At 64.7% G+C, this 15,896-nt stretch carries 13 protein-coding genes and 1 pseudogene; 6 read left to right on the plus strand and 8 right to left on the minus strand.

What is annotated here, in order from left to right; all coding sequences use genetic code 11:
• Positions 1-108: 108 nt before the first annotated feature.
• Positions 109-1,146 carry an ABC transporter substrate-binding protein gene (locus M1B34_RS26450; protein ID WP_268266673.1) on the plus strand — a complete coding sequence of 346 codons (1,038 nt, stop codon included), beginning with the start codon at positions 109-111 and terminating at the stop codon, positions 1,144-1,146.
• 84 nt (positions 1,147-1,230) lie between these two features.
• Positions 1,231-2,952, plus strand: coding sequence for a GMC family oxidoreductase (locus M1B34_RS26455; protein WP_268266674.1), 1,722 nt, complete (start codon positions 1,231-1,233; stop codon positions 2,950-2,952).
• A 29-nt stretch (positions 2,953-2,981) separates the two neighbouring features.
• Here M1B34_RS26455 and M1B34_RS26460 read toward each other — a convergent pair.
• Positions 2,982-4,408: pseudogene (locus M1B34_RS26460) on the minus strand (aldehyde dehydrogenase family protein).
• A 148-nt stretch (positions 4,409-4,556) separates the two neighbouring features.
• On the opposite strand from M1B34_RS26460, the gene M1B34_RS26465 reads away from it, so the two are divergent.
• From M1B34_RS26465 to M1B34_RS26480, 4 genes are all read left to right on the plus strand, one after another.
• Entirely contained in the window at positions 4,557-5,516 is a 960-nt protein-coding gene (locus M1B34_RS26465) for a LysR family transcriptional regulator (RefSeq protein ID WP_268266675.1), read from the plus strand.
• Positions 5,517-5,659: 143 nt separating this feature from the next.
• Entirely contained in the window at positions 5,660-6,364 is a 705-nt protein-coding gene (locus tag M1B34_RS26470) for an HAD-IA family hydrolase (protein WP_268266676.1), read from the plus strand.
• A gap of 55 nt (positions 6,365-6,419) precedes the next feature.
• The gene (locus M1B34_RS26475) at positions 6,420-7,703 is read left to right on the plus strand and encodes an NAD(P)/FAD-dependent oxidoreductase (RefSeq protein ID WP_185039258.1); all 1,284 of its coding nucleotides are present in this window, start codon (positions 6,420-6,422) and stop codon (positions 7,701-7,703) included.
• Positions 7,704-7,720: 17 nt separating this feature from the next.
• Positions 7,721-8,431 carry a cupin domain-containing protein gene (locus M1B34_RS26480; RefSeq protein ID WP_268266677.1) on the plus strand — a complete coding sequence of 237 codons (711 nt, stop codon included), beginning with the start codon at positions 7,721-7,723 and terminating at the stop codon, positions 8,429-8,431.
• 39 nt (positions 8,432-8,470) lie between these two features.
• Here M1B34_RS26480 and M1B34_RS26485 read toward each other — a convergent pair whose 3' ends face one another.
• The 7 genes from M1B34_RS26485 to M1B34_RS26515 form a co-directional block, all read right to left on the minus strand.
• Positions 8,471-8,962: an Lrp/AsnC family transcriptional regulator gene (locus tag M1B34_RS26485; RefSeq protein WP_123333729.1), complete on the minus strand. Its 492-nt coding sequence runs from the start codon at positions 8,960-8,962 to the stop codon at positions 8,471-8,473.
• Positions 8,963-8,998: 36 nt separating this feature from the next.
• The gene (locus M1B34_RS26490; protein WP_123333727.1) at positions 8,999-9,685 is read right to left on the minus strand and encodes an HAD family hydrolase; all 687 of its coding nucleotides are present in this window, start codon (positions 9,683-9,685) and stop codon (positions 8,999-9,001) included.
• A gap of 108 nt (positions 9,686-9,793) precedes the next feature.
• Positions 9,794-11,086, minus strand: coding sequence for a 4-aminobutyrate--2-oxoglutarate transaminase (gabT, locus tag M1B34_RS26495; RefSeq protein ID WP_123333725.1), 1,293 nt, complete (start codon positions 11,084-11,086; stop codon positions 9,794-9,796).
• A gap of 201 nt (positions 11,087-11,287) precedes the next feature.
• Positions 11,288-12,376, minus strand: a complete 1,089-nt coding sequence (locus M1B34_RS26500; RefSeq protein ID WP_123333723.1) for an ABC transporter ATP-binding protein — start codon at positions 12,374-12,376, stop codon at positions 11,288-11,290.
• A 131-nt stretch (positions 12,377-12,507) separates the two neighbouring features.
• Positions 12,508-13,968 (minus strand): NAD-dependent succinate-semialdehyde dehydrogenase, encoded by a 1,461-nt coding sequence (locus M1B34_RS26505; protein WP_268266678.1) that lies wholly within the window; start codon positions 13,966-13,968, stop codon positions 12,508-12,510.
• Positions 13,969-14,150: 182 nt separating this feature from the next.
• Positions 14,151-14,948, minus strand: a complete 798-nt coding sequence (locus tag M1B34_RS26510; protein WP_123333719.1) for an ABC transporter permease — start codon at positions 14,946-14,948, stop codon at positions 14,151-14,153.
• The gene (locus M1B34_RS26515) at positions 14,949-15,875 is read right to left on the minus strand and encodes an ABC transporter permease (protein ID WP_123333717.1); all 927 of its coding nucleotides are present in this window, start codon (positions 15,873-15,875) and stop codon (positions 14,949-14,951) included.
• Between the last annotated feature and the right edge of the window lie 21 nt (positions 15,876-15,896).

Raw genomic sequence — 15,896 nt, forward strand, 5'->3', positions numbered from 1 at the left:
GCCCGCTCGGTAAAAACAAAAAACAGACCGAAGCCGCCACAAGGTTCCAAGGTGTTCAGTCGCATTTTTTGAGTCTGCCGAATCAAATGACTTAATAGGATGATTGCCATGAAAGTCTTGTCGCTCGGTTCAGTTTTCTCCGTGATGTGCCTGACTGCCGGGGCCGCATTGCCGGCGCTGGCGGCACAGATCACCTTTGTTTCCCAGGGCGGCACTTACCAGGAGGCGCAGACTAAGGCCATCCTCGACCCCGCCGCCAAACGCCTCAATATCACCATCAAACAAGACAGCGTTCCCGATGCCTGGCCCATGGTCAAAGCCCAGGGCGAGGCCGGCAAACCGCTGTGGGATGTGATCGACACCCCGCCTTCGAACTGCCTGCGCGGCGGTCGCGAAGGGCTGATCGAACCCCTGGACCTGAGCAAGCTGCCAAACGTGCAGAGCATGCCCGAAGCCTATCGCACCCCGTATTCGGTGGCCTACGAGTTCTACTCCTCGGTGCTGGCCTACAACACCAAGGCCCTGAAAAAAGTGCCCCAGAGCTGGGCCGACTTCTGGAACGTCAAAGACTTCCCCGGCGTGCGCGCCTTGCGCAACGACCCCATGGGCACCCTGGAGGCCGCGCTGCTGTCCGACGGCGTGCCCCGGGACAAGCTTTACCCCCTGGACGTGGACCGGGCCTACAAGCGCCTGGAACAGATCAAGCCGGACATTGCTGTGTGGTGGAGTTCCGGCGGCCAGTCGGCGCAGCTGCTCAGCGACGGCGAAGTGGACATGCTGATGATCTGGAACGGCCGCGCCAGCGCGGTGCGCAAGGACAAGCCGGAGGTCGAGTTCACCTACAACGACGGGCTGTTGCAGAACACCCAGTTGTGCGTGCTGAAAAACGCCCCGAACTACGCCACCGCCTTGCAATTCATTAACGAGGCCATGTCCCCGGACCTGCAGGCCAACCTGCCGCTGCACATCGATTACGGCCCGGGCAACCCGGCGGCCTTCAGCACCGGCAAGATCAGTGCGGAACGCGCCAAGGAACTCCCGAGCGCCCCGGATAACGCCGCCAAGCAAGCGTTGCTGTCCGAAGAGTGGTGGGCATCGCCGGCCGGTATTGCCGCCAAGGACCGCTGGCTGAAGTTCGTTCAGTAACGCCATGCCGTACCCGGCGGCGAGCCGCCTTGTGGCGGTGCCGGCCGGGGTTGCTGATTCGATGGGTCGTCCACAGGGAATGCCATGAGCACGATGATCGACTACCTCATCCTCGGGGGCGGTTCTGCCGGTTGCGTAATGGCGGCCCGGCTCTCCGAGGACCCGGACAAACAGGTGTGCCTGGTGGAGGCCGGGCGCGATATTTCGGCGTCGAGCATGCCGCCGGAGATTCGCAGTCGCTACCCGGGCCGGGCTTACCTGGACCTGGGCAATATCTGGCAGCGCCTCAACGCCTTGATGGGCACTGGCGCGCGTCAGCAGCGGCGTTACGAGCAGGCACGAATCCTTGGCGGCGGCTCGGCGATCAATGCCCTGATGACCAATCGCGGTGCTCCCGCCGACTATGACGAATGGCAGCAACTGGGCGCCGAAGGCTGGGGCTGGGACAACTGCCTGCCGTACTTTCGCAAGCTGGAAAACGACACGGATTTCAACGGCCCGCTGCACGGCCAGGACGGCCCGTTGCGCATTCGTCGGACCCCGGACGCGGCCCTCTCGCCCTTTGTCAAAGGGGTGATTGGCGCCTTGGGCGAGCAGGGCCTGCAACGCAAACCGGACCAGAACGGCCCCTGGGAAGACGGGGTGTATGTCGGTGCGATTGGCGTCAGCGAGGCGGGCGAACGCATTCCCACCTCGGTGTGCTACCTGACCGATGAGGTGCGCCGGCGCAGTAACCTGAGCATCCGCACCGATTGCCTGGTGGAGCGCGTGCTGTTCAAGCACAAGCGTGCGGTGGGCGCATGCCTGCGCCTGGCCAATGGGCAAGTCCTGGAGCTGGAGGCACGTGAGGTGATCATCTGCGCTGGGGCAATCCACAGCCCGGCGCTGTTGATGCGCAGCGGCGTCGGCCCGTTGAACGAGCTGCTCGATCTGGGCATCGAGTTGGTGGCGGACCGCCCTGGTGTGGGGGGCAACCTGATGGAGCATCCGTCGATTGCGGTGTCGGCACTCTTGACTCGCGAGGGCCGCACGCCCTTTGCCAACGAACACCATGAGCAGGCGATCGTGCGTTTTTCTTCCGGCCTGGCGCAGACGCCGAGCGGCGATATGCACGGCGCCATCCTGTCCCGTTCGGGCTGGCACTCCATCGGCTATCGCCTGGGGTCGATGTTTTTCTGGGTCAACAAATCCTATTCCCGTGGGCGGGTGCGGCTGGTCTCAGCGGACCCGTTGCAAGAGCCCGATGTGCAGTTCGACATGCTCTCCGACCCGCGGGATTTTCAACGCCTGAAAGACGCCTTGCGCTTTGGCGCTCGCACCCTGGGGGCCGCCTCCCTGGATGCGCAACGCAGCGTGGTGTTCCCTTCCAGCTATTCGCCTCGGGTGGCCAAGGTGGCGCGCCCGGGAGGGATCAACGGGCTGTTGCGTGGCACCTTGAGCGGCTTGCTGGACCTGGCCGGGCCGTTGCGTGGCTGGCTGATCCGGCGCCTGGTGACCCAGGGCGTGACCCTGCAAGGGTTGCTGGCCGACGACGCGGCGCTGGGGGCGTTTGTGCGTAGCCAGGTCGGTGGCACCTGGCACCCGTCCGGCACCTGCCGCATGGGCCGCGCCGATGATCCGCAGGCGGTGACCTTGAGCGATGGCCGGGTGATCGGCGTCAGTCGGTTGCGGGTGTGTGACGCCTCGCTGATGCCATCGATCCCCTGTGCCAACACCAACGTGCCGACCCTCATGCTGGCCGAACGTATCGCAGACCTGATCAAGGCCGACGCGGCACAGGAGGCCCGGAAGGCCGCGACCGCCTGAGGGGCGGTCGCGGTTTTACTGCTGTAAGGTCAGTGGCCGTAGCCGACAATGCCCTTGGTTTCCAGAAAGGCCTCCAAACCCCATTCGGCGTATTCCCGGCCATTGCCCGACTGCTTGTAGCCGCCAAAGGGCGCGGCGCTGTCCCAGTCCGGGTAGTTGAGGTAGACGCTGCCGGCACGCAATTGCAGGGCCACTTTGCGCGCCCGTTGCAGGTCCGCCGATTGCACGTAGGCGGCCAGGCCGAACACGCTGTCGTTGGCCATGGCAATGGCGTGCGCCTCATCGCTGTAGGGCAGGATCACCAGCACCGGGCCGAAGATTTCCTCGCGGGCGATGGTCATTTGCGGGGTCACTCCGGCAAACACCGTGGGCTGCACGTAGTAACCGCGCTCCAGGCCCTGGGGGCGCCCCAAACCACCGGCCACCAATTGCGCGCCCTGTTCCAGGCCGATGCCGATCATGCGCTGGATGGCCAGGTACTGCCGTTCGCTGATCACCGGGCCCAGGGTGGTGTCGTCGGCATCCGGCGGGCCCGGGCGATGGGCCTGGGCCGCGCGGGCGGCAATCGCCACCACCTGGTCGTGCAGGGCCTCGGGCACCAGCATGCGTGTCGGCGCGTTGCAGGATTGGCCGCTGTTGTTGAAGCAGGCATTCACCCCTTGGGTCACCGCGGCCTCCAGGGCCACGTCGTCGAGCAGGATATTCGCTGACTTGCCCCCCAGTTCCTGGTGCACGCGCTTGACCGTGGGCGCTGCCAGTCGGGCGATTTCCACCCCGGCCCGGGTTGAACCGGTGAACGACACCATGTCGATGTCCGGATGGGCGGCCAGGGCGCGCCGACCGTGGGGCCGTCGCCATTGATCAGGTTGAAGACCCCGGGCGGCACCCCGGCGCTGTGCAGCACCTCGGCGAAAATCAGCGCGTTGAGCGGGGCGATTTCACTGGGTTTGAGCACCATGGTGCAGCCGGCGGCCAGGGCCGGCGCGACCTTGCACACGATCTGGTTGATCGGCCAGTTCCACGGGGTAATCAGCGCCACCACGCCCACCGCTTCCTGGTTGATCAGGGTGGTGCCCCGTTGCAGTTGAAAGTCGAAGTGCTCCAGGCTGCGGATCAACTGTTCCAGGTGCATACGGCCGATCCCGGCCTGCCAGGCGTGGGACAGTGCGCGGGGTGCGCCGACCTCGCGGGTGATGGCATCGGCAATCTCGTCGTAGCGTTGCAGGTACGCCTGCAGCACATCCTGCAGCAAGGCCTTGCGTTCGGCGGGGGAGGTGGCGGAAAAATCCGGAAAGGCTTTTTTCGCCGCCTGCACGGCGGCCTCGACGTCGTTGCGGTCGCCCAGGGCGATCTCGCTGAAGGCGGTTTCAGTGGCCGGGTCGATCACCGCCAGGCGTTCGCGACCGTGGGGCTCGACCCAGCGACCGTCGATGTAGAACTGCAGAGCGTGTTCCATGAAGTTGGCGCCTCTTGCTGGTCTTGAAAAGTACGCCGCGAGCCGGGCACAGGAACGGGGCGGGCGGGGCGTCTGGCGTCGCAAGATTAGTCGCGGCTTTTGTGCGACGGCAATTTACTAATAGTTGGGCCAGGCATAATATCAAGTCATGTCAAATCTCCGTCGTAAACTCCCCAGCTCCAGTTCCCTGTTCGTTTTCGAGGCAGCCGCTCGTTGTGGCAGCTTTACCCGGGCGGCGGAAGAACTTTGTGTCAGCCAGCCGGCGGTCAGTCGCATGCTGGCGCGCCTCGAAGAGCACCTCGGGGTGCAGTTGTTCGAACGTGTGCGGGGCGGCGCCCGGCTCACTGAAAGCGGCAGCATTCTCTATCGCCGGGTCCAGGAAGGGTTCGCCACCATCGAGACCGCCATCAGCGAAATCGAGTCCCGGGCCACGGGCCTGGAGACCATTACCTTGTCGGTGTCCACGGCCTTCACCACCCACTGGCTGATGCCGCGCATGAGTCGCTTCAGCGAAGCCTTTCCCAGTGTCGACCTGCGCTTCCAACTGATGTCGGGGAAGATCGGCGGGCCGTTGGTGGACGTCGACCTGGGCATGCGCTACCTCGAGGTCGGAAGCCTGAAAGCCACGGATATGCTGGTGTTGCCCGAAATCACCATTCCCCTGTGCAACCGCCAGTACCACGCTGACCTGCTCCAGCAGGGCACGCGTAAACAGCCCCGGACCCTGATCAGCATGGACAGCCAGGAGCGCGGTTGGGTCGAGCATTTCGACACCCTGGGCCAGCGTCCGGGGGTGGCTGACAACAGCCTGGTGTTCTCCGATTATGCGGTGGTGGTACAAGCCGCCTTGCTCGGCCAGGGCATGGCATTGGGCTGGTTGAATGTGGTTTCCCATTGCCTGGCCAAGGGCGAGTTGCTGCCGGCGGCGGACCAGGTTCGGGTCAGTGCGCGACGTTGTTGCCTGGTGTCGCCGGGCAACCGGCCGTTGCGTCCCTTGGTGGCGGCAGTGAGGGACTGGATCGTTACCGAAATGCACAATGACCTGGCGCAAATCGATGCCGCCTACCCACATTTGCGCCTGGCTGAGGTCATTCGATCGACGCTATAAGGGGGCTGTGCCGCCGCAAGTAAAAAAACAGTAGGTTATGCCTCAGGGGTGGCTGAAAACGGAATATTGCTTGCCGCGGCGAGGTCGATAATCCATCCAGACGGATTTTCCGATCCCCCCTGACCTACCTTGCGGAGCGCTTTATGTCATTCAAGCAGTTCAAAGCCCTGACGTTTGATGTTGTCGGCACCCTGATCGATTTCGAAGCCGGGATTCTGGCCCATGTCCGTGAAGTGGCGGGGGAGGCCGGCCAGGCCCGTAGCGATGACGAGATTCTCAAGGCCTATCGCGAAGCCCGGGCGTTGCCGGATTCCGGCTGGTGGCCCGATGACCTGGAGCGCTGCTACCACCTGATCGCCGCCAAGCTCGGCCTGCCGGACAACGATGAATATGCGCGCGGCCTGGCCCTGGCGGTGCAGAACTTCCCGGCCTTCCCGGACTCGGTGGCCGCCCTCAAGCGCCTGCGCAAGCACTTCAAGCTGGTGGCCACCACCAACTCGCAGATCTGGGCCCTGGACTACATGGCCAAGACCCTGGATGAGCCGTTCGACGTCAAGGTCACGGTGGACGACGTGCGCTTCGAGAAGCCCGACCCGCAGTTCTTTGCCTACACCCGTGGCGTGCTGGCGACCCAGGGCATTGTTTTTGAAGAAATCCTGCACGTGGCCCAGAGCCAATACCACGACATCGGCGTGGCCGTGCGCCTGGGCTACCAGGTGTGCTGGATCGAACGCCGGCACGCCCAGAAGGGCAGCGGCGGCACCCTGGAATCCGAGCACACCAAGCCCCACTACCACTACCATTCCCTGGCCCAGCTGGCCGACGCGGTAGAGCAGGAACTGGGTTGAGCCCCCGGGCGCTGCAGCCATCGTGCCGGCGCCCCTTTTTTCTCGGAAGCCGGCAATGACTCTTCAGACCTTATGGGCGGCCACCGCCGAACCCGGCCCCGCGCTGCAATCCCTTGAAGGTGAGCGCCAGTGCGACGTGGCGATCATCGGCGCCGGCTACACCGGCTTGAGCGCCGCCCGGCATATCGCCCTGAGCGGCCGCGAGCCGTTGCTGATCGACGCCAAGACCCTGGCTTGGGGTGCCAGCGGGCGCAACGGCGGGGTGGTGTCGCCCAAGTTTCGTGTGGGCTTCGCCGCGCTGATGGCGCGCTTTGGCCGTGACACCGCCTTGCGCATGTACCGCACCGGCTATGACGCCGTGGACAGCCTGGTGGAAACCGTCGAAGCCCTGGGTCTCGACGAAGCCCGGCTGCACTTGGGCGGGCACATCGCCGCGGCCCACAATCCTCATGCCCTGGCCGGGCTGCAAGCTACTGCCGAGTGGATCAAGCGCGAAACCGGCGGCGCCTCCTCCTTTATGCTCAGTGCTGCCGAAGTCGCGGAATACACCGGCTCCAACCTGTTTCACGGCGGCCTGCTGACCCCCAAGGCGGGCGGTATCCACCCGCTGAACTACGCCCGGGGCATGGCCCGCAGCCTCACCGGCAATGGGGTCAAGATTTACATCAACAGCCCGGCGCAAAAGGTCCATCGCGATGGCCAACGGATGATCATCGAAACGCCCCAGGGACGGATCAGTGCGCGGCAGGTGATCTACGCCACCAACGGCTATTCGGACCTGACCCCGGTCACCGATACGCTGCACCGACGGCTGATTCCCTTTCGCAGCGCGATCATCGCCACCGAGCCCCTGGCGCCTGCGGTGCTGGCCACGCTGATGCCCGGCGGCCAGGTCTGCGGCGACACCAAGCGTATGCTGCGCTGGTTCCGGGTGGTGGGTGACCGGTTGATCTTTGGCGGTCGCGGGGCCTTCGGCAAAAACGATTCCGAGACGGCGTTCCGTGCCTTGCAGCGCAGCATGGGGGAGGTGTTCCCGGTGTTGCGTGACCAGCCCATCGCCTATCGCTGGTCAGGCCTAGTGGCCATGACCCTGGACTACCTGCCCCATGCCGGTCAGCTTGACGAGCAAAGCTTCTATGCCATTGGCTATAACGGTGGCGGGGTGGCAATGTCCACCTACATGGGCGGGCAACTGGCGCGCATGACCGCAGGCGAAAAGGTTGACCTTGGCCTGCTGGCCGGCGAAAAATTCCAGCCCATTCCCCTGCATGCCTTCCGCGCCCCGGGCGTTCGCCTGGCCGCAGGCTGGCAGCAGTTCCTCGACCTTATTGGTCGCTAAGCCGAGAGTCTGAAGACATGCCTGCGATGTTGCATTACTCCCATCCGGCCAGCGCCCGGCGCTTGCCCAGCGACAACCTGACCTGGGTCGACGACCCCCTGGCCAATGGCCGCGCCCTGAACTGGCATGACTCTGCCCAAGGCTACGCCGTGGGCATGTACCAGAGTCCTGGCACGCAACGGGTGATCGAAAACTTTCCTTGGGTGGAACTGGGCATCGTCGAGTCCGGCACCCTGATTCTGCAGGGCGAAGGCTTCAGGATCGGCCTGCACCCGGGGGACTGTTTTGTGATTCCCCGGGGCATCACCCTGGACTGGCACCAGCCCGGCGAGTTGCGTTACCTGTGCATGGTCTTTCCCGGCCTGTCGCGCACCGCGCCGATGCCGCGCCTGCCGCTGAAGATTGATCCGTGCCTGGCGTTGCAGCCGTGCGATCCGCCGGCTGTCGAGGTGTTGCTCAGCCCGACGCCCCAGGCCTGGAGCCAGACCCTGTTCAGCGTCGCCAACCTGCGGATCGGTCTCTGGGAGTGTGAAGCCTATGAGCGCAAGACCGTTGAGCCGGGCTACTGCGAGTTGATGCACGTCCTCAAGGGGGCCATCACCCTCAGCCCCGAGGGCGCTGCGCCTTGCACCATCAAGGCCGGGGAGACCGTGGTGGTGCCGGTGGGGGCGAGCAATGCCTGGACCAGCACCGAGACCGTCCGCAAGATTTTCTGCATCCTTTCCTGACACCCGCCTGGGGCCGTTCGGCCCCGTTCATTCTATCGATCAGGCCGAGCGCAGCAGGCTGCGCAGGGGCACGGTGCTCTTGACCACCGGCGACTTGATGACGATGTAGCTGAAGTACTTCTCGATGCCGATGTTCTTGTCCAGGATCGACTCCATCAGCTCCTGGTAGTGCTGGATGCTGCTGGTGAGAAAACGCACCAGGTAGTCATAGCCACCGCTGATCAAATGGCACTCCAGGACTTCGTCGATATTGCGGATGCTCGACTCGAACTTGGCGAAGTCGGAACGCTTGTGGTCGGAGAGGGTGACTTCGGTGAACACCGTCACCGAGTTGGCGAACTTGGCCAGGTTGACGTGGGCTTCATAGCCGCTGATGTAGCCCGCCGCTTCCAGGCGCTTGACCCGTTGCAGGCAGGGGCTGGGGGACAGTCCGACGGCTTCGGCGAGGCTGACGTTGGTCATGCGTCCGTCTTTTTGCAGCTGGACCAGGATGTTGATGTCGATACGATCGAGTTTGGTTACCGCTTCCATCGTTGACTCCTCGCAATGTCAGTCTTGAATACTGGGTCAGGCGTGCAGGGCCTTCTGGTGCGCATGCACCAGGTCAGCCAGGCTGGCGTACTCGCAGCGCTTGCCGTCCAGGGCCTGCTCCGAGTGGTTCCAGGGCTGGCGCTGGTCGCGGCGCAAGGTGCACACCGGGAAGTCCACCCGCAGGTTCCATGGATCATCCGCTTCTGTGCTGCGGACCGGTAGCATTTCGCTCCGTTGCAAGCCCAGTCGATCGAGAGCGTGTTCCAGGCTGGCGTGCCAGTCATTGGCCTGAGGCTCGATGATCGCGTCGAACGCGATGGGCAGGCGACGGGTCAGGGCATCGATGTCCATGCCATGGGGCGGAGCGATCAGCACCAGTCGATAAAATTTACTGAGGTACTGCAGGGCGCCGGGCGCGTCTTCGAAAATCGGCCATTGGCCAGACGCGGTACTAAAGGCAACACTTTCGTCCCAGCCCGGTACTACATGCAATTGATGCGCCAGGCGTTGGTAGAGCTGGCCATGGAAAGCCGCTGCGCTGGCGGCTTGCCCCTGGGCGGCGAGCTCCTGGGCCGTGCGCCGATAGGCACTGAGCACCTGCTCGTCGCTGTGCAGCGCCTCGGTTTGCACCGACAACGGCCGCAACCCTTCGAGGATGCCCCGTTCGCGGTCGACCAGGGTGCCGAAGGACAGGCCCAACGCTTTGTACTGGGTGACTTTCATGTGCCGCTCCTGGGTCTAGCGAATGCGCTTCCTGAGTCATCAGGCAAAAGCCCGACCCGGGGTGAGCGGGTCGGGCCTGGCCTTTACCTGGGGTGTTGCGGGCGCAGGTCAGGCACCGGCGGCGGCCAGGGCCTGGTCCAGCATCTGCAAGGCTTCTGCCAGCTGCGCCGGGGTGGTCACCAGCGGCGCGAGGAAGCGCACCACGTTGCGGTAGACGCCGCACTTGATCACCAGCAAACCGGCGTTGCGCGCCTCGTCGATGATCTTCTGCGCCAGGGCCGCGTCCGGGCTCTTGGCCGCGTCGTCGGCGACGATTTCGATGGCCTGCATAAAGCCCAGGCCGCGCACGTCACCGATTCGCGGGTAGCGTTGCTGCAGGGCCAGCAGACCCTCGCGCAGTTGCGCCGCCAGTTGCTCGCCCTGGCCCAGCAGGTCTTCTTCTTCGAACAGGTCCATCACCGCCAGGGCTGCGGCGCAGGCCACGGCATTGCCGCCGTAGGTGCCGCCGAGGCCGCCGGGGGTGGGTGCATCCATGATCTCGGCGCGACCGACCACGCCCGACAGCGGCATGCCGCCGGCCAGGCTCTTGGCCACGGTCACCAAGTCTGGCTGGATGTCCGCGTGCTGGAAGCCGAACAGGGTCCCGGTGCGGCCGAAACCGGCCTGGATTTCGTCAAGAATCAGCACGATGCCGTGTTCGGTGCAGCGCTGACGCAAGGCCTGGAGGAAGGCCTTTGGTGCTGCGAGGAAACCGCCGTCGCCTTGCACCGGTTCGATGATGATCGCGGCCACCCGGTCCGGCGCGACGTCGGTGGCGAACAGGGTGTCGAGCTCCGCCAGGGCGTCGTCGCCGCTGATGCCGCGGTACTCGTTGGGGTAGGTGGCGTGGTAAATCTCGGCCGGGAAGGGCCCGAAGTTCTGCTTGTAGGGCTGGCTCATGCCGGTCAGGGTCACGCCGAGCAAGGTGCGGCCGTGGAAGCCGCCACGGAACGAAATCACCGCCGGACGGTTAGTGTGGCCACGGGCGATCTTGATCGCGTTTTCCACGGCTTCGGCGCCGGAAGTGAAGAGCACGCTTTTGTAGTGCTGGTCGCCGCCGATCATTTTGTTCAGTCGCGCGGCCACCTGGATGTACGACTCATAAGCCACCACCTGGAAGCTGGCGTGGGAGATTTCGCCGACCTGGCGGCGCACCGCTTCCACCACTTTCGGGTGGTTGTGGCCAACGTTGAGCACCCCGATGCCGCCGACGAAATCCAGGTAGCGCTTGCCGTCCACATCCCAGACTTCACTGCCCTGGGCGTGGCTGACCACCACCGGGTGAGCGGTGGCGATGCCGCGGGGAACGTGCTGCTCGCGCAGGGCCAGAAGGCGTTGATTTTCAGTCAGTGCAGAATTCATCTCGATCTCCATAAACGCCGTGCTTGGCGGGTGGTCTGTGATCAGGATAAGGATTGGCCGGCGCGCCACGCGCTGAATTTGCCGGGCCCGGCGCTGTGATCGACTGTTTTTCGGGGGGCTGGCGAAACATTTGACTGTGCCCGTGCGGGGCGGGGAAGCAGGGCCTCCGGCGTGCTGCCTGGAAGCCCTGTGGGGCGGGCCTCAGGCGCCGGCCCGGGGTACGACGATGGTGTCTTCGGGGTGCAGGCGCATCAGCATCGGCGCGCCGATCGGCGGCAGGCTGAGGTTGCCTTCGTGGTGGCTGGGCTGACGCAGGCTGACGGTGGGGCCGCCGTCCAGGTCGACAAACACCTTGAGGCTTTCGCCCTGGAACACGATGTCCGAAACCCGTCCACGCAGGCGGTTCCATTCCGGGCCGGCGCTGTCGTTGTCTAGCAGCAGCTTCTCGGATTGCAGGGCCAGGAACAGGTCCCCCGTGGCCGGGATCGGTCGGGTGGTGCGCAGCGCGGTGGCGCCCAGGGTCAGGTCATTGCCGCTGCCGCGCTGCAAGGGCACCAGGGTGCTCTCGCCGATAAAGCTGGCGACGAAATCGTCCGACGGGTGATCGTGCAGGCGCCGTGGTGTGTCCACCTGCACCAGTTGGCCGCCGCGCATGATGGCGATGCGGTCGCTCATGGTCAGGGCTTCGCGCTGGTCATGGGTGACGTAAATCATGGTGGCGCCGAGGCGCTTGTGCAGGGCCCGCAGCTCAATCTGCATGGTCTCGCGCAGTTGCTTGTCGAGGGCCGACAGCGGCTCGTCCATGAGGATCAGCTTGGGTTCGAAGACAATCGCCCGGGCCAGGGCCACCCGCTGCCGCTGACCGCCGGACAGGGCGGCGATGGAGCGGTTTTCATAACCGGTCAGTTCCACGGTGGCCAGGGCCTGCTTGACCCGGTCGCGGCTCTTGGCGGCGTTTTCACCTCGGGCGCGCAGCGGGAAGGCGACGTTCTCGCCCACGGTCATGTGGGGGAACAGGGCGTAGTTTTGGAACACCACGCCGATCTCGCGCTTGTGCGGCGGCATCAGGGTCACGTCGCGCTCGCCGAACAGGATGCTCCCGGAACTGACCCGGATAAACCCGCCGAGGATACTCAGCAAGGTGGTCTTGCCCGAGCCGGAAGGCCCCAGCAGCGACATGAACTCGCCGGCTTCGACCTTGAGGTTGACGTTGTTCAGGGCCTTGAGGGAACCGTAGTGCTTGCAGACTTGATTGACGCTGACCGACTCGAAACCTTCAGTGAACTTCATGCAGCGTTCTCCTATGCAGAGCGCGGGGATTGCCCGGAGTATCTGTCTGTCATCTGAACACAGGCACTGGCCTGGTTCGTGCCGTTTTCCCGTGCCCGGGCAACAGAATCTGCCGCCCGGCACCCTTGCTGTCAGTCCAGGCCGCCGATGTGCCAGGCCTTGATTTCGAGGAACTCGTCGAGGCCGTATTTCGAGCCTTCACGGCCGGTGCCCGATTGCTTCATGCCGCCAAACGGCGCGACCTCCATGGACACCACGCCGGTGTTGAGACCGACCATGCCGAACTCCAGGCGCTCGCCGACGCGGAAGGCCCGGCGCAGGTCCTGGGTGAAGTAATAAGCGGCCAGGCCATAGGGGGTGGCGTTGGCGATGGCCAGGGCCTCGGCCTCGTCCTGGAAGCGGAACAGCGGTGCCACCGGGCCGAAGGTTTCTTCACTGGCCAGCAGCATGTCGGTGGTGGCGTTCAGCAGCACCGTGGGTTGCACAAACAGGCCTTCGCCCTGGGGCGCACCGCCGATGGCGATGGAGGCGCCTTTTTCCAGGGCGTCGCCGATGTGCAGGGCCACCTTGTCCACGGCCGCAGCGTTGATCAGCGGGCCAATGGTCACTCCGTCTGCCAGGCCGTCGCCGACGTTCAACTGAGCCACGGCCGCGGCCAGGCGCTCGGCAAAACGCTCGTAGATGCCGTCCTGGACCAGGATCCGGTTGGCGCAGACGCAGGTCTGCCCGGCGTTGCGGAATTTGCTCAACATGACCCCAGTGATCGCCAGGTCGAGGTCGGCGTCGTCGAACACGATAAAGGGCGCGTTACCCCCCAGTTCCAGGCTCAGGCGCTTGATGCTGCTGGCGCACTGGCTCATCAACAACTGGCCGACCCGGGTCGAGCCGGTGAACGACAGTTTGCGCACCGAGGGGTTGCCGGTCATCTCGCCCCCGACGCCGGCCGGCAAGCCGGTGAGCACGTTGAACACCCCGGCCGGAATGCCGGCGCGTTCGGCCAGCACCGCCAACGCCAGGGCCGACAGCGGGGTCAGCTCCGAGGGTTTGACCAGCACCGTGCACCCGGCAGCCAGGGCCGGTGCGCACTTGCGGGTGATCATGGCATTGGGGAAGTTCCACGGGGTGATGGCCGCCACCACGCCCACCGGTTGCTTGATCACCAGGATACGGCGGTCAGCAGTGGGTGCCGGGATGGTGTCGCCGTAGATGCGCCGGGCTTCTTCAGCGAACCATTTGACGAAGGTGGCGCCGTAGCCGATCTCGCCACGGGATTCACTCAGGGGTTTGCCTTGCTCGGCGGTCATGATCAGGGCCAGGTCTTCCTGGTTCTCCAGGATCAGCCGGTGCCAGGTTTCCAGCAGCCGTGCACGCTCCGCTGCGGGCACTTCGCGCCAGGTCTCGAAGCGCTGCTCGGCGGCTTCAATGGCGCGCCGGGTTTCGGTGGCTTGCAGGGCCGGTACCCGGGCGATCAGGCTACCGTCGGCGGGGTTGGTCACGGCGAGGGTGGCGCCGTCGTCGGCCTCGATCCAGGCACCGTTGACGTAGGCGCGCTCGACGAGCAGGGAAGGGTCACGCAGGGTGTTTTTTAACATGGCAATTGCCCTTGAATAAAAAGTGCTTTTGAAGGTCTGGACGATAGGACCGATTGTAAAAAAGGCCGGCCGGCGGCCGATGCCGAGCTGGCCTGTGGAATGGGTGGTTGCTGCTCAATTGCGCCGTTTGCCGGCAGGATCTGCCGTCACCGCGAACAGTGCTCGCGGTGACGGCCGCCGACTCAGGAAGGCTTGTTGCGGCCGGCAATCACCACCAGCAGCAAGGACGCCAGGATCAGCAGGGAACTGATGGCGGCGATGGTCGGGTCGATCTCGTCGCGCAAGGCGGTGAACATGCGCTTGGTCAGGGTCTGGTTGTCGCCGCCGGAGATAAACAGCGCCACCACGGTTTCATCCAGGGAGGTGATAAAGGCGAACAGGGTGGCCGAGACCAGGCTCGGTTTGATCTGCGGCAGGGTCACCGCCATAAAGGCGCGGAAGCGGTTCATGCCCAGGCTGCGGGCGACCATTTCCTGAGACATGTCGAAGTTCCGCAGGCCCGCCAGCAAGGCGATGATCACGTAGGGCAGGGCCAGCATGATGTGCGCCAGGATCAGGCCGCTGAGGGTGCTGATCAGGCCGACCCGGGCGTAGACGAAAAACACCCCGGCGGCGATCAGGATGATCGGCACCATCATCGGCAACAGCAGGATGATTTGCAGGGTGCGCACCACCCGCAGGCTGGAACTGTTGATGGCGTAGGCCGCGGCCATGCCCACCGGCAGGCTGACCAGGGTGGTCACCAGCGCGGTGATCAGGCTGACCCGCGCCGCCGACATCCACTCGGCACTGGTGAAGAACGCCTCGTACCAGCGCAGGGACCATTCCTTGGGCGGGAACTGCAAGAAGCGCGCTTCGGAAAACGACATCGGCACCACGATCAGCACCGGCAGGATCAGGTACAGCAGGATCGCCGCCACCAGCACGGTGAAGGCCAGGTGGGACAGGCGCACGCGCCGCAAGTTGGCTAGCCAGTTCATTCAGCGCGCTCCCAGAATGCGTTCGATGGGAATAAAGCGGTTGATGCCCCAGAAGATCAGGAACACCACCAGCAGCAACACCAGGCCCACGGCACTGGCCGCGCCCCAGGCGTGGTACAGCTCGACGTTGCGTTGCACCAGCATCGACACCAGGATGGTGCGCCCGCCGCCCAGCAGTTCCGGGGTGATGAAGAAGCCCAGGCAGATCACGAACACCAGGATCGACCCGGCCATGACCCCGGGCGCTGCCATGGGCAGGAACACTCGGCGGAAGGTGTAGAACGGCTTGGCGCCGAGGCTTTCGGAGGCTTGCAGCAGGTCCTGGGGGATCTTGCGCATCACCGAGTACAGGGGCAGGACCATGAACGGCAGCATCACGTGCAGGGTGCCGATCACCGTGCCGGTGGTGTTGTGCATCAGGTTCAGCGGCTGGTCGATGATCCCCAGGTCCAGCAGGGTCTGGTTGACCAGCCCGCGACGCTGCAACAGCACCAGCCAGGCGTAGGAGCGCACCAGCACGCTGGTCCAGAACGGGATGATCACGCAGATCAGGATCAGGTTGGCCCAGAATCCCTGGAGCCGCGAGGCGGCGTAGGCGATGGGGAAACCGAGGAAAATCGACAGCACGGTGACCATGAAACTGATCTTGAACGTCAGGCTGAAGGTGTCCCAGTAGATGCGTTCCTGGAAGATCCGCAGGTAGTTGGCCAGGGAGAAGCCTTCCTCGGTCTGCACCGACTGCAGGGCCAGCCAGCACAGCGGCAGGATCAGCAACACCACCACCATCACCAGGGCCGGGGCCAGCAGGAGCAGCATCGAGGTGTTTTCCTTGCGCTCCTCGCGGGCAATGGCTTGCAGGCTGCTGGCGGACGGTTGCGGGCCGTCGCCGGCGTCGGGCATGGATTTGGCCAGGTAGGCGTTAGACATGCTGGCCTCCATGGCCGGCTG

This window comes from Pseudomonas morbosilactucae (genome assembly GCF_023241715.1).
Taxonomy (GTDB): Bacteria; Pseudomonadota; Gammaproteobacteria; order Pseudomonadales; family Pseudomonadaceae; genus Aquipseudomonas; species Aquipseudomonas morbosilactucae.

Excerpts from the sequence above, each read along its gene's own strand:
- M1B34_RS26450 (WP_268266673.1), top strand. The coding sequence starts at position 109 with ATGAAAGTCTTGTCGCTCGGTTCAGTTTTCTCCGTGATGTGCCTGACT.
- M1B34_RS26455 (WP_268266674.1), top strand. The coding sequence starts at position 1,231 with ATGAGCACGATGATCGACTACCTCATCCTCGGGGGCGGTTCTGCCGGT.
- M1B34_RS26465 (WP_268266675.1), top strand. The coding sequence starts at position 4,557 with ATGTCAAATCTCCGTCGTAAACTCCCCAGCTCCAGTTCCCTGTTCGTT.
- M1B34_RS26470 (WP_268266676.1), top strand. The coding sequence starts at position 5,660 with ATGTCATTCAAGCAGTTCAAAGCCCTGACGTTTGATGTTGTCGGCACC.
- M1B34_RS26475 (WP_185039258.1), top strand. The coding sequence starts at position 6,420 with ATGACTCTTCAGACCTTATGGGCGGCCACCGCCGAACCCGGCCCCGCG.
- M1B34_RS26480 (WP_268266677.1), top strand. The coding sequence starts at position 7,721 with ATGCCTGCGATGTTGCATTACTCCCATCCGGCCAGCGCCCGGCGCTTG.
- M1B34_RS26485 (WP_123333729.1), bottom strand. The coding sequence starts at position 8,962 with ATGGAAGCGGTAACCAAACTCGATCGTATCGACATCAACATCCTGGTC.
- M1B34_RS26490 (WP_123333727.1), bottom strand. The coding sequence starts at position 9,685 with ATGAAAGTCACCCAGTACAAAGCGTTGGGCCTGTCCTTCGGCACCCTG.
- gabT (WP_123333725.1), bottom strand. The coding sequence starts at position 11,086 with ATGAATTCTGCACTGACTGAAAATCAACGCCTTCTGGCCCTGCGCGAG.
- M1B34_RS26500 (WP_123333723.1), bottom strand. The coding sequence starts at position 12,376 with ATGAAGTTCACTGAAGGTTTCGAGTCGGTCAGCGTCAATCAAGTCTGC.
- M1B34_RS26505 (WP_268266678.1), bottom strand. The coding sequence starts at position 13,968 with ATGTTAAAAAACACCCTGCGTGACCCTTCCCTGCTCGTCGAGCGCGCC.
- M1B34_RS26510 (WP_123333719.1), bottom strand. The coding sequence starts at position 14,948 with ATGAACTGGCTAGCCAACTTGCGGCGCGTGCGCCTGTCCCACCTGGCC.
- M1B34_RS26515 (WP_123333717.1), bottom strand. The coding sequence starts at position 15,875 with ATGTCTAACGCCTACCTGGCCAAATCCATGCCCGACGCCGGCGACGGC.